The organism is Thioalkalivibrio sp. ALJ4 (assembly GCF_000377225.1).
GTDB lineage: Bacteria > Pseudomonadota > Gammaproteobacteria > Ectothiorhodospirales > Ectothiorhodospiraceae > Thioalkalivibrio.
In genome coordinates this window covers 162,411-182,223 of record NZ_KB897918.1, presented here as the reverse complement: position 1 = coordinate 182,223, position 19,813 = coordinate 162,411, and the positions used below count along the sequence as shown (strand labels likewise).

The window sequence follows — 19,813 nt, the reverse complement described above, 5'->3', positions numbered from 1 at the left end:
GCGGGCGCCGCATGAATCTGATCTTTCTCGCGCTGATCGTGATCGCCGTGGCTACGGCCGCGATCCGCGAGTTCCAGTCCACCGACCCCGACGAACAGCCGATGCAGGCCCTGTCCGAGGGCGCGATCGATGCCACCGGCTCGGCGGTCGAACTGGCGCTGGGGCTGGTCGGGGTAATGGCGCTGTTCCTCGGGCTGATGAAGATCGCCGAGGCCGGCGGCCTGCTGACCGTGCTCGCCCGCCTGCTGCGCCCGCTGATGACCCGCCTGTTTCCGTCGGTCCCGCCGGAGCACCCGGCGATGGGCGCGATGATCCTGAACTTCTCCGCCAACATCCTGGGGCTGGGCAACGCCGCGACCCCGTTCGGCATCCGCGCGATGCAGGAGCTGGAGAAGCTGAATCCGCACCCGGGCACCGCGACCAATGCGATGGCGCTGTTCCTGGCAATCAACACCTCCAGCATTACGCTGCTGCCCACCGGGGTGATCGCGCTGCGTGCCTCGCTCGGCTCCGAGGCCCCGGCGGCGATCCTGCCGACCACGCTGTTCGCCACGCTGTTCGCGACCATCGCCGGCATCACCAGTGCCCTGATCCTGCAGCGCTATTTCCGCAGCCCGGCCCCCACCCGCTCGATCGACGCGGATGCCTCCGCCGGCTCCGACGAACTGGAAGACACGATCCGGGAAGCGAGCCAGGACAGCACCGAACCGGCGAAGGCCGAGAATCGCGAGCAGGACAGCGCCCAGCCCGATCAGCAGCCGATGAACATCGAGGTCCCCACCGAGGGCTACCCGGCCTGGGTCTCGATCCTGGTCCTGCTGGGGGTGCTGGCGATCATCCCGCTGACGATCGTGTACGGCCAGGCAATCGCCCCCTGGATCATCCCCGGGCTGGTGGTGGGGTTCCTGTCCTACGGGGTGATCCGCGGGGTGCCGGTCTACGAGGTCTTCGTCGAGGGGGCCAAGGAGGGCTTCAACGTGGCCCTGCGCATCATCCCCTATCTGGTGGCGATCCTGGTCGCGGTGGGGATGCTGCGCGAGAGTGGTGCGCTGGGCATGTTCGTCGGGCTGGTCGGGCCACTGACGACCCCGTTCGGCCTGCCGGCCGAGGCCCTGCCGATGGCCCTGCTGCGTCCGCTGTCCGGCTCCGGCGCCTACGGCATCATGGCCGGCATCATGCAGGACCCGGCCACCGGCCCGGACACCCATGTCGGCATCCTGGTCTCCACCCTGCAGGGCTCGACCGAGACGACCTTCTACGTGCTCGCCGTGTACTTCGGCGCGATCGGCGTCAAGCGCGTACGCCACACCCTGGCCGCGGCGCTGAGCGCCGATGCGGTGGCCGTGATCGCGGCGGTCGCGATCGTCGGCTTCCTCTACCTCTGACAGATCGCGAGATCGTCCAGCAACGCGGCCAGATCGTCCGCCGACACCGGCCGGGTCAGCACGCGCCGGAAGGGTGCATGGCGGGCGCGTTCAGTCCTCTCTGAATCCTCGCCCCCCCCGACCGCAACTACAGGGATTGGCGCCAGGGCGGGGTCCGCCTGCAGCGCGCGCAGGACCTGGAAGCCATCCATCACCGGCAGGTCCAGTGCCAGCACCACCAGGGCCGGCACATGGCGCAGCGCCAGGTCCAGACCCTCCACCGCCGAGGTCGCGCACAACGGCTGCAGCCCCACCTGCCCCTCGAACATGGTCTGGAGCCTCGCGAGGTGTTCGGGGTCGGCCTCGATCAACAGGACATGCGGGTCCTTGTCCACGCCGGACTCGACGGTTGAGTCATCCATCACGTGGGGCTCCGCCCCGGCACGCGGCAGCCGGAACCAGAAGCGGCTGCCGACACCCGGCTCCGATTCCACCGCAAGCTCGCCCCCCATCATTTTGACCAGGCTGTTCGAGACCGCGAGTCCGACGCCCGCACCCTCGACGCGACCGCCATCGGCATGCAGCCGCTCAAAGGGTTCGAACAGCCGCGCCTGATCCTCCAGCGCGATCCCGGGTCCGCTATCGCTTACCGCGATCTCGACGACATCCCGCTGCGGCGTGACACCGACACGGACTTCGCCGCCGCGGCGGTTGTACTTGATCGCGTTGCCCACCAGGTTCAGCAGGACCTGCTTCAGGCGCAGGGGGTCCGCCTGCACCTGCACATCATCAGCCACTTCGGCCTCGCAGTGCACCGCATGTTCATCGACCAGGGCACGGGTCAGGGACAGGCAGTCGGTGACCACCGGCGCCACGAAGACCGGCTGCAGGTCGATCTTCAGCCGCCCGGCCTCGATCCGGGCCAGATCCAGGACCTCGTTGATCAGGTCCAGCAGGTGCGAGCCGGCGCGGCGGATCTCGGTCGCATGCGAATGCTGGCGCTCGCCCAGTCCGGGGTCGCGCTCCAGCAACTGGGCGAAGCCGAGCACGGCATTCATTGGCGTGCGCAGCTCGTGACTCATGCTGGACAGGAATTCCGACTTCGCCCGGTTCGCACGCTCTGAGGCATCACGCGCCTGACGGAGCTCTTCGCGCCGCCGCAACTCATCGGTGTAATCACTGAAGATATTGAAGCCATACTGCGGATCACCGTGCTCGTCGCGCACAACACTGATGGTGCTTGCGGTGACGAATACGGCCCCGTTGGCGCAGCGGTGAGGCAACAGCCCAGTCCATACCCCGCCCTCCGCCAGCACCCGATCGATCTCCTGAGCCTCCTCGCGCGCCTCCTCGGGGATAATGCCCATTGCGCGGAAGCTGCGGCCGACCATCTCATCCAGGCGATAACCGACCAGATCCAGCGCTGCCGGATTGACGTACACGAAACAACCTTCCCGGTCCACCACCGCAACGCCCTGTTCGGCTGATTCGATGATTCGCCCGAACAGGGTCAGCCGATCCTGAGCCTCGTGCAATTCGGTCAGATCCTGGAGCGTGCCCGAGAGGCGGACCACCTCACCGCCGTCGTCGAACGTAGCCGTAGCGATCTGATGAACGTAGCGGACCATGCCGTCCGGGAGCTGCACGCGATGGGTGATCTCGCCGTGTCCGGAGTCGGCCAGACCGGCCTCGAATGCCTGCACCCGCTCGCGGTCGTCCGGATGCACTAGGCGTTGATAGTCATCCCGGGCGAGATGGCCGTTCCCGGCGATCATCTCGAACATCTCGTAAATCACCTTCGACCAGGTCAGTCGGTCGCTGCGCACTTCGTATTCCCAGTGACCGAGCCGGGCCAGTCGCTGTGCCTCCAGCAACCGTGTCGACAGCTCCGACAGCGCCAGCTCGGAGTGCTTGCGTTTGGTGATGTCCTGCATCACGCCCAGCATGTACAGCACGCTGCCATCGGCGTCCCGAACGGCGTCGCCCCGTTGTAGCAGCCAGTGTTCGGAGCCGTCGGGCCACAGCACCCGGTGCTCCAGTTCGAAGTGCGCGCCCCGACGCAGGCTGCTCGAGATGGCGTTGCGCATCCGATCGCGATCCTCCGGATGCACGGCGTGCATGAAGTTGGTAACCGTCGGTTCGACCGCACCGTCGCGGTAACCCAGCAGCGGTGGAATCCGCTCGGACCATTCGAGGCGCTCCTGGTCGGGCGTCCATTCCCAAGTGCCCATATTGGCGAAGATCTGGCTCGAGCGTTGGCGCTGTTCCTGGCGCTTGACCGTGGTGATCTCCGTGCGGATGGACACGAACTGATAGGGCACGCCTTCGGCATCCAGGTACGGCACGATCGTGGTGTCGACCCAGTACAGCGAACCGTCACGTGCCCGATTGCAGATCTCGTCCTGCCAGACCTGGCCCGCCGTGATGGTCTCCCACATGCGGGTGTAGAAGTGCGGCGGATGCTGCCCGGACTTCACCACTCGATGATTTTGCCCGAGCAGCTCTTCGACCATGTATCCGCTGACCTCGGCGAACCGCCTGTTGGCATAAATGATGTCGCCCCGGGCATCGGCAATGCTGACGAGGGCATGCTCGTTGACGGCGAGATGCTCCCGTTCGCGCTCGTAGAGGGTTTCGCGGTAGGAACGGCTGACACTGTCCATCTCGCGCAACTGGCGCGCCCGATTGGTCACCACCGCGAGGACCCGACTGGCCTCCAGCGGCTTCAGGAGTACACCGCACACGCCCGGATGAAGCGTCATCAGGGCATTGGTACGCGAGGCATCCGCGGTCAGGATCACCAGTGGAATCGAGCCCCCGCTCTGCCGGGTCCGCAGAACCGCGGCCACCTCGAGCGCCGAGCAGTCCAGGGATTCGACATCAAGGATGGCCACCTCGGGGTCGAGCTCGTCCATGACCTCCACCAGGCGGTCCGGCTCTTCCGCCCGCTCCACACGATAGCCTGCATCGAGCAGCGTGCGCTCCACGCCTTCTTGTTCGGCACCGGCGATTAACAGGACCCGGTAGTCGCTCTCGGTTATCACACCCCCGATCTGGACCAACTGCTCGATCAGGGTATCCCCGTCGAGTGGATAATCCAGGCAGCGGGCCACCCCCTGGCGCACGGCATCCAGCCGTGCACCGGGATTCCATTCCCGCGCTACCGCCAGCACCGGAAGGCGCGCGTGCCCCGGCGCCAGGCACCCAGCAAAATCATTCGTAATCACGGTGCCGGGCATCACCACACCGGCGCAGAGGACGACCGCGGTGTAGGGGTCGTCGTCGGGGGGCTGCGGGGCCTGCGAATCACGGACCGGGATCTGGTCCGTCCGGAACCCGTGGTCCTGGAGCATCAGCACGATATCGCGCGCCAGGGCGTCATCATCCACGACGACCAGCACCCGCCCGTCCGCACGCGCGCCGGACAACGGCTGCACCCGGCTGGCGATGGCGAGGGCGTCGCCACGCGCATGCTGGGCGGCAATCGCCGCGAGCCGGTCCAGGGCGTTGTCCCATTGGTCACGATCGACCAGATCCGAGTCTCCGGTGGAGGCATCGAGCGAGTCGGCCAGGGTTGCCACCGCTGCCCCGACCACCGGAATCCCGAACACCTCGGCCGAGTGCCGGAGCTCGCTGATCCGCTGCCCCAGTAGGTCGCGTGCCTGGGCCGGCGAAGCGGCTTCCTCCAGGTTCCGGGCAAGTTCGCGCAGGCGGGTGACGTGTTCCGGAAGGGATTGCAAAAACTCGGCCTGCAGGCGCGCGCCGGTCGGGTGCTGCTCACGCAGGTTCATGGCGGCTGTCCTCGGTGGTCGGGTCACATACCCGGTTGACGGGAGGTCGGACGCCGGGCACAGCCACCGGCCGAATCACATCCCGTACCGAAACGGACGGGCATGGCGGTCACCTTCCCAGGGAAGCAGGTTCCCCTTGGGAAACACTGAAATCAGTGTTTCCCTAATTGGGCGGGCCGCCGGGATTGATGTCCTTGTCCTTCACGATGAAGTAGACCCCGATGGCCGCCAGCGCCATCCACAGGACCAGGGCCACCACGCCCAGGATCTCCCACAGGGTGACGAAGAAGAACAGCATCAGCGCGGCCGCGCCGAGGAAGATATTGCCGATTACGAAGTTCGAGGGACGGCGGGATCCGTTTTCGGGCATCGGGGGGCTCCGGGCCTGCGCGGCAGGCGATTACTGCTTCTTGTAGGGGGCGAAGTCGAACTGCCCGGCGGTCATGTCGTCCCACAGGTCGCTCTGCAGCACGGCCAGCAGCTTGAACAGCTTGCGCAGCTCCGGATCGTCCATGAAGCGCTGGTCCTCGCTGGCCTTCAGCACCTCGACCAGCGTCGCGCATTGCTCGCGGCTGATCCCGAGGACGTTCAGGCCCTCTTCTCCCATCTCGACATCCATCGGGTCACTCCAGTTCGGTCAAAGCCGGGATTGTAGCGGCTCGCGCGCCCGCAGCGAAAACGCCGGACCCGAGCTCGGGCATTGCCGTGCAGCAACGCGCCGAGACACAGCGCCCGTCCCGGCCGGCGTCATTGCGAGGAGCCGAAGGCGTCGCGGCAATCGGTTGACGCTGGCAGCGCGCTGGGGCCCGGAGTCCACCGTGGCAATTGCTTCGTCGCTACGCTCCTCGCAATGAAGGGGCCGGCCTACGCCGTCTGGGCGCGGATCAGATCGACCCGGTTGCGCACGTACAGGTAGTACAGCACCGGGATGATCACCAGCGTCAGCAGGGTCGAGACGAACACGCCGAAGATCAGCGAGATCGCCAGGCCCGAGAAGATCGGGTCGTCGAGGATAAACCCGGCGCCGACCATCGCCGCCAGCCCGGTCAGGATGATCGGCTTGGCGCGCACCGCACCCGCGTGCACCACCGCCTCGATCACCTCCACGCCACGGCGGATCTCGTCGTTGATGAAGTCCACCAGCAGGATCGAGTTGCGCACAATGATCCCGGCCAGCGCAATCATCCCGATCATCGAGGTCGCGGTGAACTTGGCGTCCATGAAGAAGGCATCCATGAACGCATGGCCCGGCATCACCCCGATCACCGTCAGCGGGATCGGCGCCATGATGATCAGCGGCACCATGTACGAACGGAACTGCGCGACCACCAGCAGGTAGATCAGGATCAGACCCACCGAGTAGGCGATACCCATGTCGCGGAAGGTCTCGTAGGTCACCTGCCACTCGCCATCCCACTTCAGCGAGAAGTTGTACGGATTGTCCGGCTGGTTGATGAACAGCTGTTCCAGCGGCTCGTCGTAGGCCATCGGCGTGTCGCGCAGGCCGAAGAACATGTCGAACATGCCGTACAACGGGCTGTCCAGCCCGCCGGCCAGGTCGCCCATCACGTAGACCACCGGCAGCAGGTTCTTGTGGTGGATCGAGTGCTCGAGGGTCGAGTCCACCACGTTGACGACCTCGGACAGTGGCACCAGGGCGCCGTCGCGCGAGCGCACCTTGAGCCCCAGCACCGGGTCCAGGCTGCCCTTCTCGGCCTGCTCGAACTCGAGCCGCACGGGGACCGCGTACTTCACGTTGGAACCGTAGAGGTAGGTCACGTCCTCGCCGGACAGCGCGGTCTCGATCGCCTTGACCACCGCCTGCTGCGACACGCCCAGGCGTGCAGCCCGCTCGCGGTCCACCTGCAGGATCTTCTTCGGCCCCGGGTATTCCACCGAGTCGTCGATGTCGGTGATGCCCTCGGTGTTCTCGAATAACTCGCGCACCTTTTTGGCGACCTCGATCTGGCCCGCATAGTCCGGGCCGTAGATCTCGGCCACGATCGGCGACATCACCGGTGGCCCCGGCGGCACCTCGACCACCTTCACCGCCGCGTCGTGGCGGTCGGCGATCGCGTTGATTGCCTCGCGCACGCCGAGAGCAATGTCGTGGCTCTTGCGCGAGCGCTCGGACTCATGGGTCAGGTTCACCTGGATGTCCCCGACATGTGAACCCTCGCGCAGGTAGTACTGCCGCACCAGGCCGTTGAAGTTGATCGGTGCGGCCGTACCCGCATAGGTCTGCACGTTGTCGACCTCGGGCACGGTCTTGAGGTAGTCGGCCATCTCGGACAGCACCATGGAGGTGCGCTCCAGGCTGGTCCCTTCCGGCATGTCCAGCACCACTTGGAACTCCGACTTGTCGTCGAAGGGCAGCATCTTCATCACCACCAGCTGGAAGTACGCCAGCGAGACGGAGCCCAGGATCAGCACCAGCGTGCCGACCCACAGCGCGAGACGATTGGCCTTCTTGCGCCCACCGGTCCCCAGGAACGGCAGCAGCAGGGTGTTGAAGATCTTCATTAGCCCGGCGGAGGCGCTCTCGCCCTGCGCGGCGTGGCCGCCGGCGGCCGGGGCCGCGTGTTCATACTGCTCGGCCTGGCGCCGCAAGACCTTGTAGGTTAGCCACGGCGTGACCACATAAGCCACGGCCAGCGAGATGATCATCCCCATCGAGGCGTTGATCGGGATCGGGCTCATGTACGGCCCCATCAGACCGGTGACGAAGGCCATCGGCAACAGCGCCGCGATCACGGTGAAGGTGGCGAGGATCGTCGGCCCGCCCACCTCGTCGACCGCATGGGGGATCGCCTCGAGGAACTTCTTGCCGCCCTGGACCATGTGCCGGTGGATGTTCTCCACCACCACTATCGCGTCGTCCACGAGGATCCCGATGGAGAAGATCAGCGCGAACAGCGACACGCGGTTGAGCGTGAAGCCGTAGGCCCAGGAGGCGAACAGCGTGATCGCCAGCGTGATCACCACCGCCACGCCAACGATGAAGGCCTCGCGCCAGCCGAGCGCGATCCAGACCAGGATCACCACCGAGGCCGTCGCGAGGATCAGCTTCTGGATCAGGGTGTTCGCCTTGTCGTCGGCGGTCGCGCCATAGTTGCGGGTGATCGTGGTCTCGATGCCGTCGGGGATGTACGTCCCGCGCAGCTGCTCGAGCCGCTCGATCAGGGCATCGGCGATGTCCGGGGCGTTGGTGCCCGGCTGCTTGGCGATCGCCACGGTGACCGCCGGGTGGCTCTCGCCGACACGCGCGTGATCCCCGGCCGCCGCGCCATGGGCAAAGCGCACATGCTCGGTCGCATATGCCGGGCCCTGTATCACCTCGGCGACATCGGACAGGTAGACCGGGCGGTCGTCGTGCATCCCGACCACCAGCCCAGCGAAGGCCTCTGGTTCGGTGATGAAATCGCCGGCCTGGATCAGGATCTCCTGGTCGTCCTGGTAGAGCCGGCCGGCATCGCGCGAGAAATTCGAGGCCTGCAGGCTGTCGCGCAGGTCGTCCACCGACAGGTTGTAGGCCGCCAGCGTCTCCGGCTTGAAGCGTACGTGCACTACATGATCCGGACCACCGACGGTATAGATATCACGGGTCCCGGGGACGCGCTTGAGTTCCGATTCCAGCGCATGTGCCACGCGCAGCAGGTCATGACCGCCGCGATCCCCGTCCTCGGTCCACAGCGTCACGTTGACGATCGGCACGTCGTCGATGCCCATCGGCTTGATGATCGGCTCGCCGACCCCCAGGCCCTCGGGCAACCAGTCCTGGTTGGAGAACACCTGGTTGTACAGGCGCACGAGCGCCGCGGTGCGGTCCTCGCCGACCTCGAACTGGATGGTGACCTGCGCCATGTTCGGGCGCGAGGTGGAATAGATGTCGTCGATGCCCTCGATCTCCGAGAGCACCTGCTCGGCCGGTGTCGCCACCAGTTGCGCGACCTCCTCGGCGCTCGCCCCGGGGAACGGGATGAACACATCCGCCATGGTCACGTTGATCTGCGGCTCTTCCTCGCGTGGGGTCACGAGGATCGCGAACAGCCCCAGCAGCAGCCCCACCAGGGCCAGCAGCGGCGTGATCTGGGTGGTCAGAAAAGCCTTGGCGATACGCCCGGAGATCCCCATGCGGCCGGATGCCGCGTCCGTGCTGGCATCACTCATCGGCGCCCACCTGCTGATGTTCCTTCAGGTAGATCGCCGCGTGCACCGGGTCCAGCGCCACGCGCTCGCCCTCGCTCAGGCCACCGAGGATCTCAATGTATCCGTCATGCGTGCGCCCGACACGGACCTGACGGAAACGTACCCGGTCCTCGTCGTCGATCACGTACACAGCGGTGACCTCGCTGCGATAGACGACGGCCTCGCGCGGGACGGTCAGGCGCTCGACCTCGTCCAGGAAGAACGCCGTCTTCACGAACATGCCGGGGAACAGACCCAGGTCCTCCTGCTCCGGCAGATTCACGCGGATACGGAAGGTGGAGCTCGCTGGATCGGCATAGGGGAAGATGGTCAGGCTCTCGGCCGCCAGGCGACGGTCGTCATTCAGCAGCACCTCGGCCTCGCGGCGCTCGCGTACCGCGTGGATCAGCCGCTGAGGGATATCCACCTCTACGCGCAGACGGTCCAGACTAATCCCCGAGAGCAGCGGCGAGCCGGGGCTGACCGACTCCCCGAACTCCACGTGGCGCTCGGTAACGATTCCGGAAAACGGCGCGAACACCTCGGTGTAACCGAGCTGCTCGCGAGCCTCCTCGACGCGGGCCTCGGCCGAGCGCAAACGCGCCCGGGCCGATTCCAGCTCGGCCTCCGCGCGCTCGAACTCCGAACGCGATACCACGCCGCGATCAAATACGTCCTGGATGCGATTGAACTCGGAGCGTGCTTCGCCAAAGCGGGCACGGGCCTCGGCCAGATCGCCCTCGGCCTGGCTCACACGCGCCTGCTGCTCGGAATCGCTAATGCGCAACAGCAGCTCGTCCGCCTCGACGAAGTCGTCTACGTCGACGTAGATCTCGCGCACCCGGCCGGAGGTCTGCGCCGAGATCGTGGAACGCTGAACGGCCTCGACTCGGCCATCCAGGATGCGCTCCTGCGCGAGCGTCTGTCGCTCCGCGGTCGCCGTGTCGAACGGGAAGTCCGCCTGGGCGGAAAATGGCAACAACAACAGCCCCCAGAGGGCCGGGCGCATCCACTTGAGTGTCATCGGCTTCGGTTCCTTGCGTGCTATCGAGCCCATTGGGTCGGGATAAAGCGGGTTCGACATATATTAGCGTTTTCTAATTTATACGCCGATTGCGCGCCGACGGCAACGCCGACGCCCGGAAATACCTTGCGGTGAGTATAGCTATATCGTCAGCCAACGCACCCCGGACTGCACGGTCCGTCCGCTGGCCGTATCATGTGGCGCCGTAGCTAACCGATGGGGAACCGAGATGCCGCTGCTGCGAGTCGAGACCAACACCGTCCTGCCCGACGACCCTTCGGGGCTGTGCCAGCACCTGTCCGCACAGGTGGCCGACTGGCTGGGCAAGCCCGAGGGCTACGTGATGGTCACCTGCACGCACAACCCGGCGATGTGCTTCGCCGGCAGCACCGACCCACTCGCCTACTGCGAGTTGAAAAGCATCGACCTGCCCGAGGGGCTGACCCGCGAGCTGTCACGCAAACTCTGCGACGCCCTGCAAACCGAGCTGGGCCTGGACCCAGCCCGGGTCTATATCGAATTCTCCGACGCCCCGCGCCACTTCTGGGGCACCAACAGCACGACGTTCTGAATCATCGCGGCCCGGTGGGCCGTCACTTCTCTCACGCACTTGATAACGGACTGCCCCGATGCGCGTCTCGCAATTCCCGCTGAACACCCTGAAAGAAACCCCGGCCGACGCCGAGATCATCTCCCACCAGCTGATGCTGCGCGCCGGCTATGTCCGGCGCCTGGCCGCCGGGCTGTACACCTGGCTGCCGCTGGGGCTGCGTGTGCTGCGCCGGGTGGAAAACATCGTTCGCGAAGAGATGAACCGTGCCGGAGCGCTGGAGGTGCTGATGCCGGCAGTGCAGCCGGCCGAGTTGTGGCAGGAGTCCGGTCGCTGGGACTTCTACGGGGCCGAGCTGCTGCGCCTGAAGGATCGCCACGAACGCGACTTCTGCTTCGGCCCGACCCACGAGGAGGTCATCACGGATCTCGTGCGCCGCGAGATCCGTAGCTACCGCCAACTGCCGGTCAACTACTACCAGATCCAGACCAAATTCCGGGACGAGCGCCGCCCGCGCTTCGGCGTGATGCGCGCCCGCGAGTTCCTGATGAAGGATGCCTACTCCTTCCACCTGGATGCCGAGTCGCTGGGGCAGACCTACCAGCAAATGCACGACGCCTACTGCCGCATCTTCGAGCGCTGCGGCCTGGACTTCCGCGCGGTAGAGGCCGACACCGGCGCGATCGGTGGCAACGCCTCGCACGAGTTCCACGTGCTCGCCAGCTCCGGCGAGGACGCGATCGCCTTCTCGCCGGGCGGCTATGCCGCCAACGTCGAGCTGGCCATGTGTCCGCAGCCGGCCCAGGCCCCGCCCCCCAGCGGTGCCATGGAAAAAATTGCCACCCCCGGGGTGCATACCATCGAGGATCTGGCGAACTCCCTCGGCATCCCAGCCGCACAGACCGTCAAGACCCTGGTCGTGGCCGCCTCCGACGCGATCGATGCCGATCTGGTCGCGCTGGTCCTGCGCGGGGACCACGAACTCAATGCGGTGAAGGCCGAGAAGCACCCATGGGTAGCCGACCCCCTGCGCATGGCCGAGGCGGCCGAGATCCGTACCGCCTTCGGCGCCGAGCCCGGCTCGCTGGGGCCGGTGGACAGCCCGATCCCCGTGCTGGCCGATCAGGCCGTGCTGGGCATGGCGGACATGGTGGTCGGGGCCAACGAGGACGGCCACCACCTGAAGCACGTGAACTGGGAACGCGACCTGCCGCAGCCGGAGAGCGCCGACCTGCGCAACATCACCGAGGGCGAACCGGCCCCGGACGGCTCCGGCCCGATCGAGATCCGCCGCGGTATCGAGGTCGGCCACATCTTCCAGCTCGGCGACAAGTATTCGCAGGCCCTGGGCGCCCGCGTGCTGGACGAGGACGGCCGCGAACAGGTGGTAACGATGGGCTGCTACGGCATTGGCGTCTCGCGCGTGGTCGCGGCCGCAATCGAGCAGAACTCCGACGAGCGCGGCATCTGCTGGCCCACGGCGATCGCCCCCTTCGACATCGCCCTGTGCCCGATCGGCGCAAAGAAGTCTCAGCGCGTGCGCGAGGCCGCGGAGAGACTGCACGACGAGCTGGAGGCCGCCGGCTTCCAGGTCCTGCTGGATGATCGCGAACAGCGCCCCGGCGTGATGTTCGCCGACATGGAGCTGATCGGCATCCCGCACCGACTGGTCATCGGCGAACGCGGCCTCGACGCCGGCGAACTCGAATACCAGGCGCGCACCTCCAGCGAAGCCGAACACCTCCCGATGGACGGCCTGCTCAACGCCCTGCGCGAGCGCTTGCTCGGCTGAACCCGGGCGACCACGATGGACGAGGTCGCCTTCACCCTGGAGATGGGGATCGTGTTCGGCCTGCTTGGCCTGACGATCCTGCTGTTCGTCACCGAGATCATCCGGATCGACCTGGCGGCGCTGAGCGTGCTGTTCCTGCTCGGCATGGTGGCGCTGGTACCGGGCGTGGCCCCGATCGTCGAGGGCGACGAACTGTTCTCGGGCTTTGCCTCGAACGCGGTGATCGCGATCATCGCGGTGATGATCATCGGCGCGGGCCTCGACCGTTCCGGCGTCATGAACCGCCTGGCGGACCTGATCCTGCGCTTTGGTGGTCAGACCGAACGCCGGGTGATGGCCACAACCTCCGGCGCGGTGGGGGTGATCACCAGCTTCATGCAGAACATCGGGGCCGCCGCCCTGTTCATGCCCGTGATTAACCGCATCGGCGCGGCCGCGCGCATCCCGCGCTCGCGGCTGCTGATGCCCATGGGCTTTGCCGCGATCGTCGGCGGCACCCTGACGCTGGTCGCCTCCAGCCCGCTGATCCTGCTCAATGACCTGATGCCCGGGCATCTGGACGACTTCGGGCTGTTCGACGTGACCCCGATCGGGCTGGCGCTGCTGGCCACCCTGATCCTCTACTTCGCGATTCTCGGGCACTGGGTCCTGCCGGCCCGCGATCCACAGGCCGAGGACCCGGACGAGAGCCGGGTGCAGACCACCTCGGCCTGGTTTCGTGATGTATACGGCATGGATTTCGGCGTGCGCGAGGCGCGCCTGGGCGAGGACAGCTCTCTGGCCGGTATGCGGGTGGGGGATTTCGAGGCGGCCTTCGGGGTGCATGTGGTGGGGGTGACCACCGGTGACGAGACGCGCATCGAACCGAACCGCGAGATCGAACTGGAACGCGGCGCGCATCTGGCGATCCTCGGTCCGGTCACCACCATCGAGAAGACCTGCGACGGCACCGGCACGATCCTCAAGGACGAACTGGACGTGTTCGCGCGTGCGATGTCGGCCCGTTACGGCGGGATTGCCGAGGTGATCATCCCACCCGGCTCCGACCTGATCGGCCAGACCGTGCGCGACAAGGGCATGCGCCGTACCTACGGGATCTCGGTGCTGCGTATCCAGCGCGGGGACGACCGCATCGTCGACGAGGTCCCGGAGACCCCACTCAAGGCCGGCGACACCCTGGTCGTGCACACCCCATGGGAGAACCTGCAGGCGCTGGAGGACGACCGCGACTTCGTGGTGGTCACCAGCCGCTACCCGCGCCGCCGGCGCGAGGAGCCCGCGACTCACCGGCCACTGGCGGCCCTCGGCTCGCTGGCGCTGGGCCTGGGGCTGGTGCTGTTCACCGATCTGCCACTGGCGCTGGCCTTGCTGGGGGGCGCGCTGGGGATGATCTTGACCGGCGTGATCGCGATGGACGAGGCCTACCGGGGCATCAGCTGGAAGACGGTGTTTCTGCTGGCCTCGCTGATCCCGCTGGGGCTCGCGGTGGAGAACTCCGGGGCCGGCGAGTGGATCGCGGCCAACGGCATGGCGCAGCTGGAGGGGATGCCGGTCTGGGTCCTGCAGGTCGCGGTGTTCCTGCTGACCACCTTCTTCACACTGGTGATGTCGAACGTGGGGGCCACCGTGCTGCTGGTGCCACTGGCCGTCAGCTTCGCCACCGTCGCCCAGGGCGTGGGCATCGACGCCGACCCGCGGGTATTCGCCCTGATCGTCGCGATTGCCGCGTCCAACTCGTTCCTGCTACCCACCCACCAGGTGAATGCCCTGATCATGGACCCGGGCGGCTACCGCGTAGCCGACTACCTGCGCGCCGGCGCGCTGATGACCCTGCTGTTCATGGTCGTCTCGCTGGTGGTGATCAATCTGATCTTCTGACCGCGACCGGCCGCGCCGGAAGGCCAAAGGGAAACACTGATCAATGTACACGCTTGCGCTCGAGTCGCTTTTGCGTGCGAACAAGGCGCGGTGACTGCCGTGCAGTCATTCTGCACAAGGGAACCGCAACGCCGTGCGCGCGCAAAAGCGGCCGAGCCCCGTCTCTCAGTAGCTTGTAGGGGTTGGCACCCCAGGTTCCCCGATTCTGCGTTGCGCCCCTTGCGGGTAGAACCACTACCCGCTGCACGACGCGCCTTGTCTCGGAAAACCTGGGGTGCCAACGCGAGTGTGTACATTGATCAGTGTTTCCCTACGTCAGGACGAGGTCGCGCGCCAGCGACAGGCCCCGCCCGCGGCCTCGTCCAGCGTGCGCAACAGGGTCTCGTGCGCGGCCTGTTCGTCGGCATTCGGTTCGATCACCGGCAGGGGCTTGCCGGAGCGCTGCGCGCGCACCGGGGCACCGGCCTCGGCACCGCCCTCGCCCTCGGCGTCCAGGCCCAGGGCAACCTGACCACCGGTCATCGCCAGATAGACATCCGCCAGCAGCTCGGCATCGAGCAGCGCGCCGTGCAGCGTGCGCCCGGAGGCATCGATCTCGTAGCGCTTGCACAGCGCGTCCAGCGAATTGCGTGTCCCCGGGTGCATGCGCCGCGCCATCACCAGCGAATCCAGCACGGTGCAGGCCTCCGCCAGCTCCGTCACCGGCGCGGCGGCACCCAGCAGACGCAACTCATGATTGATGAAGCCGACATCGAACGGGGCATTGTGGATGATCAGCTCGGCGCCGCGCACGAACTCGATGAATTGGCCGACCACATCGGCGAAACGCGGCTTGTCCGCGAGGAAATCGTTGGTAATTCCATGGACCTCGATCGCGCCGGCATCGATCTCGCGATCCGGCTGCAGGTACTCGTGCAGCTTGCGTCCGGTCGGCCGGCGGTTATCCAGCTCCAGGCAACCGATCTCGATGATGCGGTGCCCCTCGGCCGGCTCCAGGCCGGTGGTCTCGGTATCCAGCACGATCTGTCGCATTTCAGTTCTCCGTCGGCTCGCCCGCCAGCAGGGCGTCGATCCCCGCATTGGCCAGCTGGTCGGCGCGCTCGTTCTCCGGGTGACCGCTGTGCCCACGCACCCAGTACCACTCGATGTCGTGACGCGCGGCCTGGGCGTCCAGGGCCTCCCACAGGTCGCGGTTCTTCACCGGGGAGCCGCTGGCGGATTTCCAGTTACGCCGTTTCCAGCCGGGCAGCCAGTCGGTCACCCCCTGCTTGACGTATTTCGAATCCGTGACCAGTTCCACTTTGCAGGGGCGCTTGAGCGTCTCCAGGGCGCGGATTGCGGCGGTCATCTCCATGCGGTTATTGGTGGTCTCGGCCTCTGCCCCGTACAACTCCCGCTCAGTGCCCTGGTAACGCAGGATTGCGCCCCAGCCACCAGGGCCCGGGTTACCGCGACAGGCGCCGTCGGTATAGATGTACACGCGTTCGTCAGCCATGCGCTCGGCGGACTCCGGAATGAGGGGAGCGCGAGGATACCAGTCCGGGCCGCAGGCGGGGACCCGGGGTGGCGAAGCGATATTGCGGCGCCGGGCGCAAGGGCAGATCCACGCGCTTGTGGGCAACGGTCAGGATCACGCTGGCCAGCGGCGGCAGCCCCCGGCGGGTCCAGGCGTCCACCGGGGCCAGCCTTTGCTGCCAGGCCTCGGACAGTCCGGGCGGCAGCAGGCTGAGGCTCCACTGCTCCAGCACCTCCAGATCGGCCGATTCCATGAACTCGCGGTACTGGCGACGCCGGAGCCCCTCCGGCAGCGGAGACACGCGCACCCCACCCTGATCGCCCAGTTGCAGGCGGTTGCCCTCGAGCATGAAGACCATGCCCTCCGGCTCCAGCACGCGCGCGGCCTCGGCAACCACGGCGGCGGGCAGATCGCTGTAAGAGCAGGGATGGGCCAGCACGATGCGGCGCGCGCAATCCGACTCCAGTGGCCAGGATTCCGGCTCCATCAACAGGCCTGGACGCGAGGAGTCCATGCGCACGACTGGACCGCCCAGGGTGTCGGAATCTTCCAGCATCGGGACCGGGGAGAGCTCGATCGCGACCTCCCCCGGGCCGGGGGCGGCGTGCTGTCGAATCCGTTGCAAAAGCCGCTCGCGAACGCGCCGGCCCTGCGGCTTCTCGTACCAGTGAGAAAGCCAGCGCAAAAAAGGGTCTTGGTGATACTCCGAGTGTGGTTTATCCTTCAGCGCCATGATGATCCGACCCCGCTCCCGACTGCCGCTTGGCATTATCCTGGGCCTGGCGACCCTGCTGGCCTCTGCCTGTAGCCTACACGACTCCGAACGCGCACTGGATACCTCCCAGGTCGACAAGCCCGTGGTGGAGGGTCCGACCCAGGCCGACGTCCAGGCCGCCATGGAGCGGCAGGCCCTCGAGGCCGCCGACCAGGCCGCGGAGACCGACGACCTGTGGGAGCGCACCCGCTTGGGCTTCGGCTTTGAAGATGACCTGCACCACGAGCGCGTGGAGCAGTACATCGAGCACTACCGCGCCAACCCGCGCATCATCCAGCTCTCGACCGAGCGCGCCGAGCCGTTTGCGTACTTCATCCTCTCGGAGATCGAACAGCGCGACATGCCAACCGAGCTGCTGCTGCTGCCGATCGTGGAGAGTGGCTTTGCCGCCGAGGCGACCTCCAGCGGTCGTGCAGCCGGCATCTGGCAGTTCATCCCGGCGACTGGCGACCATTTCGACCTGACGCGCGACCACTGGTACGACGGGCGCCGCGATGTCTATCAGTCCACCCTCGCCGCGCTGGACTACCTGGAGGCGCTGTATCAGCGCTTCGATGACTGGTACCTGGCCCTGGCCGCCTACAACTTCGGCCAGGGCAACGTGACGCGGGCAATGGAACGCAACGCCGCGCGCGGGGAGCCGACCGACTACTGGAGCCTCGAACTCTCGGCCGAGGCGACCGCCTACGTGCCCCGTCTCCTGGCCCTGCGCGAGCTGTTTCTGAAGCCCGACGAACACGGGACACAGATCACCCCGATCGCCAACGAACCGGCGCTGGAGCGGATCGAGCCCGGTCGCCAGGCCGATCTCGCCCTGATCGCCGAGATGATCGGGCTCGAGGCGGATGACCTGAAGCGCCTGAACCCGGGGTATCAGCGCCACGCCACCCATCCGGCTCATGCCCAGCACCTGTTCATTCCGCACGATGCGGCCGAGACCCTGGAAGTCGCCCTGGCCGAACACGGCGACGACCCGCTGATCCGCTTCCGCGAATACACCGTGGCCAGTGGTGACAACCTCGGTTCCATCGCCCAGCGCGCCGGTACCCGCGTGGCCGTGCTGCGCGAAATGAATGGTCTCAACGGCGACAACATCCGCGCCGGACAGACGCTGAAACTGCCGGTAACCGGACAGGAAGACGCCGAGATCCAGGTCGCGGCCGCTGCCGAGGCGGGCGAGCTCGACACCTACGAGATCCAGGAAGGCGACAGCCTGTGGACCATCAGCGAACGTACGGGCATGACCATCAGCGAACTGCGCGCGGCGAACGAGCTGGAGCGCGACGCCATCCTGCGTCCGGGCGACACGTTGCAGGTCGCCCAAGCCAATGGGGGGAGCGCGTCGGATAACGGCCGCAGCGTGGCCTACGAAGTCCAGCCTGGGGATTCCCTGTCCAGCATTGCCCGTCAGTTCCAGGTCTCGGTAAGCGACCTGCGCCGCTGGAACTCGCTCAATGGCGACGGCATCCGCGCGGGGGAGACCCTGACGCTCTACGTGGCCGAGGCCGACGAAGAGGCCATTGCGCGAGCCCGCGACGCCTGACGCGCCGGCGCTCGCGGCCCCTGATGCCGCGCGCCCGTCCGGGTACCTACTGTCCCACCGCGGCCGATGAGGGCGCGTCGAATACGACCTCGATCTGCTCCGGATTCAGACCGGCATCGCGCACCAGTTGCTGGAAGCGCCGTTGCGGCAGACTCAAGCGCAGCTGGATCTGACCGTCCGCGGTGGTCTGCTCCGCCTCCACGGCCTTCTCCTCGTACAGCTGGGCGCGCAAACGGCCGGCACTGGCCGGCAGTTCCACCCAGCCCCGCATCATCGACTCGGTAAAGGTCTCGGCCAGGCGCTCTTCCAGCGTGGCGATCCCCTCGCCCGTATACGCGGACACCCAGAAGACGTCATCGCCGGAGCCGAAGCGGGCCTCGGCGGCATCCGGGGCCGACTCCAGTCGGTCGATCTTGTTGTAGACCCGCCAGCAGGGGACATCCTGCGCGCCGATCTCCTCCAGCACCGCATCGACCTGGCGGATGCGCGCCTCGCGTTCGGGATCGGCGGCGTCGATCACGTGCAGCAGCAGCGCGGCCTCGCGGGTCTCGGTCAGGGTCGCTTTAAAGGCCGCCACCAGTTCGTGCGGCAGGTCGCGCACGAACCCGACCGTGTCCGCCAGGATCAGCGACTGGTGCGGGGCCAGGTCCAGCCGCCGCAGGGTCGGGTCCAGGGTCGCGAACAGCTGATCCGCCTCGTACACATCCGAGTGCGTCAGGCGGTTAAACAGCGTGGACTTGCCGGCGTTGGTATAGCCCACCAGGGACACGGTCGGGATCTCGTTGCGCAGGCGCGCCTGACGCCCCTGCTCGCGGGTGCGCTCGACCTTCTCCAGACGCCGTTCGATGTGCTTGATGCGCGCCGCCAGCAAGCGGCGGTCGGTTTCGAGCTGGGTTTCCCCCGGGCCGCGCAGACCAATCCCGCCCTTCTGCCGTTCCAGGTGAGTCCAGCCGCGCACCAGCCGCGTGGCCATGTGCCGCAACTGGGCCAGCTCGACCTGCAGCTTGCCTTCGTGCGAACGCGCGCGCTGGGCGAAGATGTCGAGGATCAGCCCCGCACGGTCCAGCACACGGCATTGCAGCTGACGTTCGAGGTTACGTTCCTGACTGGGCGAGAGGGCGTGGTTGAAGATCACCACATCGGCGCCATGGGCCTCGACCGCGGCACGAATCTCGTCGGCCTTGCCGGCGCCTACGAACAAGCGGGGATGCGGGCGGTCGCGTGAACCACGGACGAGTTCCAGGACATCCGCGCCGGCGGAGCGGACCAGTTCGTCGAACTCCTGGACCTGGGCCTCGATATCGGGGTTTTCGCCGATGGCCAGTGCCACCAGCACGGCGCGATCGCCGGCGCTGTCGGGACGCTCAAACAAAAAAGACGAACCTCCCGCGC

General features: G+C 66.8%; 14 protein-coding genes. 5 read left to right on the top strand and 9 right to left on the bottom strand.

Features of this window, described 5'->3' with window-relative positions:
• The first annotated feature begins 11 nt into the window (after positions 1-11).
• Complete coding sequence (locus tag C936_RS0107060; protein ID WP_018649055.1) at positions 12-1,385, top strand: nucleoside recognition domain-containing protein; 1,374 nt, start codon at positions 12-14, stop codon at positions 1,383-1,385.
• Here the strand turns inward: C936_RS0107060 and C936_RS0107055 are convergent.
• The 5 genes from C936_RS0107055 to C936_RS0107035 form a co-directional block, all read right to left on the bottom strand.
• Positions 1,376-5,155 (bottom strand): PAS domain-containing protein, encoded by a 3,780-nt coding sequence (locus C936_RS0107055; RefSeq protein WP_018138580.1) that lies wholly within the window; start codon positions 5,153-5,155, stop codon positions 1,376-1,378. The genes C936_RS0107060 and C936_RS0107055 overlap by 10 nt on opposite strands.
• A gap of 163 nt (positions 5,156-5,318) precedes the next feature.
• On the bottom strand, positions 5,319-5,525 hold the full coding sequence (locus tag C936_RS0107050; protein ID WP_018138581.1) for a hypothetical protein: 207 nt from the start codon (positions 5,523-5,525) through the stop codon (positions 5,319-5,321).
• Positions 5,526-5,555: 30 nt separating this feature from the next.
• On the bottom strand, positions 5,556-5,774 hold the full coding sequence (locus tag C936_RS0107045; RefSeq protein ID WP_012981920.1) for a hypothetical protein: 219 nt from the start codon (positions 5,772-5,774) through the stop codon (positions 5,556-5,558).
• A 245-nt stretch (positions 5,775-6,019) separates the two neighbouring features.
• Positions 6,020-9,325 (bottom strand): efflux RND transporter permease subunit, encoded by a 3,306-nt coding sequence (locus C936_RS0107040; protein WP_018138582.1) that lies wholly within the window; start codon positions 9,323-9,325, stop codon positions 6,020-6,022.
• Positions 9,318-10,367 carry an efflux RND transporter periplasmic adaptor subunit gene (locus C936_RS0107035; RefSeq protein WP_018174611.1) on the bottom strand — a complete coding sequence of 350 codons (1,050 nt, stop codon included), beginning with the start codon at positions 10,365-10,367 and terminating at the stop codon, positions 9,318-9,320. The genes C936_RS0107040 and C936_RS0107035 overlap by 8 nt, the downstream gene beginning before the upstream one ends.
• Before the next feature lie 229 nt (positions 10,368-10,596).
• Between C936_RS0107035 and C936_RS0107030 the strand changes: the two genes are divergently transcribed.
• From C936_RS0107030 to C936_RS0107020, 3 genes are read left to right on the top strand one after another with little or no spacing between them, the layout of a single operon-like run.
• Positions 10,597-10,938: a phenylpyruvate tautomerase MIF-related protein gene (locus C936_RS0107030; RefSeq protein ID WP_018138584.1), complete on the top strand. Its 342-nt coding sequence runs from the start codon at positions 10,597-10,599 to the stop codon at positions 10,936-10,938.
• 58 nt (positions 10,939-10,996) lie between these two features.
• Positions 10,997-12,709 (top strand): proline--tRNA ligase, encoded by a 1,713-nt coding sequence (locus C936_RS0107025; RefSeq protein ID WP_018174610.1) that lies wholly within the window; start codon positions 10,997-10,999, stop codon positions 12,707-12,709.
• A 15-nt stretch (positions 12,710-12,724) separates the two neighbouring features.
• The gene (locus C936_RS0107020) at positions 12,725-14,587 is read left to right on the top strand and encodes an SLC13 family permease (protein WP_018174609.1); all 1,863 of its coding nucleotides are present in this window, start codon (positions 12,725-12,727) and stop codon (positions 14,585-14,587) included.
• 315 nt (positions 14,588-14,902) lie between these two features.
• Here the strand turns inward: C936_RS0107020 and dnaQ are convergent, their stop codons facing one another.
• From dnaQ to C936_RS0107005, 3 genes are read right to left on the bottom strand one after another with little or no spacing between them, the layout of a single operon-like run.
• Complete coding sequence (gene dnaQ, locus C936_RS0107015) at positions 14,903-15,619, bottom strand: DNA polymerase III subunit epsilon (protein ID WP_018174608.1); 717 nt, start codon at positions 15,617-15,619, stop codon at positions 14,903-14,905.
• Position 15,620: 1 nt separating this feature from the next.
• Positions 15,621-16,082: a ribonuclease HI gene (gene rnhA, locus C936_RS0107010; protein WP_018138588.1), complete on the bottom strand. Its 462-nt coding sequence runs from the start codon at positions 16,080-16,082 to the stop codon at positions 15,621-15,623.
• Complete coding sequence (locus C936_RS0107005; protein ID WP_018138589.1) at positions 16,075-16,836, bottom strand: hypothetical protein; 762 nt, start codon at positions 16,834-16,836, stop codon at positions 16,075-16,077. Before C936_RS0107005 ends, rnhA begins: the two co-directional genes overlap by 8 nt.
• Between C936_RS0107005 and C936_RS0107000 the strand changes: the two genes are divergently transcribed.
• Positions 16,835-18,421, top strand: coding sequence for a LysM peptidoglycan-binding domain-containing protein (locus tag C936_RS0107000; protein ID WP_018138590.1), 1,587 nt, complete (start codon positions 16,835-16,837; stop codon positions 18,419-18,421). The genes C936_RS0107005 and C936_RS0107000 overlap by 2 nt on opposite strands.
• 46 nt (positions 18,422-18,467) lie before the next feature.
• Here the strand turns inward: C936_RS0107000 and hflX are convergent, their stop codons facing one another.
• Positions 18,468-19,793: a ribosome rescue GTPase HflX gene (gene hflX / locus C936_RS0106995; protein WP_018174607.1), complete on the bottom strand. Its 1,326-nt coding sequence runs from the start codon at positions 19,791-19,793 to the stop codon at positions 18,468-18,470.
• Positions 19,794-19,813 lie beyond the last annotated feature (20 nt).

Excerpts from the sequence above, each read along its gene's own strand:
- C936_RS0107060 (WP_018649055.1), top strand. The coding sequence starts at position 12 with ATGAATCTGATCTTTCTCGCGCTGATCGTGATCGCCGTGGCTACGGCC.
- C936_RS0107055 (WP_018138580.1), bottom strand. The coding sequence starts at position 5,155 with ATGAACCTGCGTGAGCAGCACCCGACCGGCGCGCGCCTGCAGGCCGAG.
- C936_RS0107050 (WP_018138581.1), bottom strand. The coding sequence starts at position 5,525 with ATGCCCGAAAACGGATCCCGCCGTCCCTCGAACTTCGTAATCGGCAAT.
- C936_RS0107045 (WP_012981920.1), bottom strand. The coding sequence starts at position 5,774 with ATGGATGTCGAGATGGGAGAAGAGGGCCTGAACGTCCTCGGGATCAGC.
- C936_RS0107040 (WP_018138582.1), bottom strand. The coding sequence starts at position 9,325 with ATGAGTGATGCCAGCACGGACGCGGCATCCGGCCGCATGGGGATCTCC.
- C936_RS0107035 (WP_018174611.1), bottom strand. The coding sequence starts at position 10,367 with ATGACACTCAAGTGGATGCGCCCGGCCCTCTGGGGGCTGTTGTTGTTG.
- C936_RS0107030 (WP_018138584.1), top strand. The coding sequence starts at position 10,597 with ATGCCGCTGCTGCGAGTCGAGACCAACACCGTCCTGCCCGACGACCCT.
- C936_RS0107025 (WP_018174610.1), top strand. The coding sequence starts at position 10,997 with ATGCGCGTCTCGCAATTCCCGCTGAACACCCTGAAAGAAACCCCGGCC.
- C936_RS0107020 (WP_018174609.1), top strand. The coding sequence starts at position 12,725 with ATGGACGAGGTCGCCTTCACCCTGGAGATGGGGATCGTGTTCGGCCTG.
- dnaQ (WP_018174608.1), bottom strand. The coding sequence starts at position 15,619 with ATGCGACAGATCGTGCTGGATACCGAGACCACCGGCCTGGAGCCGGCC.
- rnhA (WP_018138588.1), bottom strand. The coding sequence starts at position 16,082 with ATGGCTGACGAACGCGTGTACATCTATACCGACGGCGCCTGTCGCGGT.
- C936_RS0107000 (WP_018138590.1), top strand. The coding sequence starts at position 16,835 with ATGATGATCCGACCCCGCTCCCGACTGCCGCTTGGCATTATCCTGGGC.
- C936_RS0107005 (WP_018138589.1), bottom strand. The coding sequence starts at position 16,836 with ATGGCGCTGAAGGATAAACCACACTCGGAGTATCACCAAGACCCTTTT.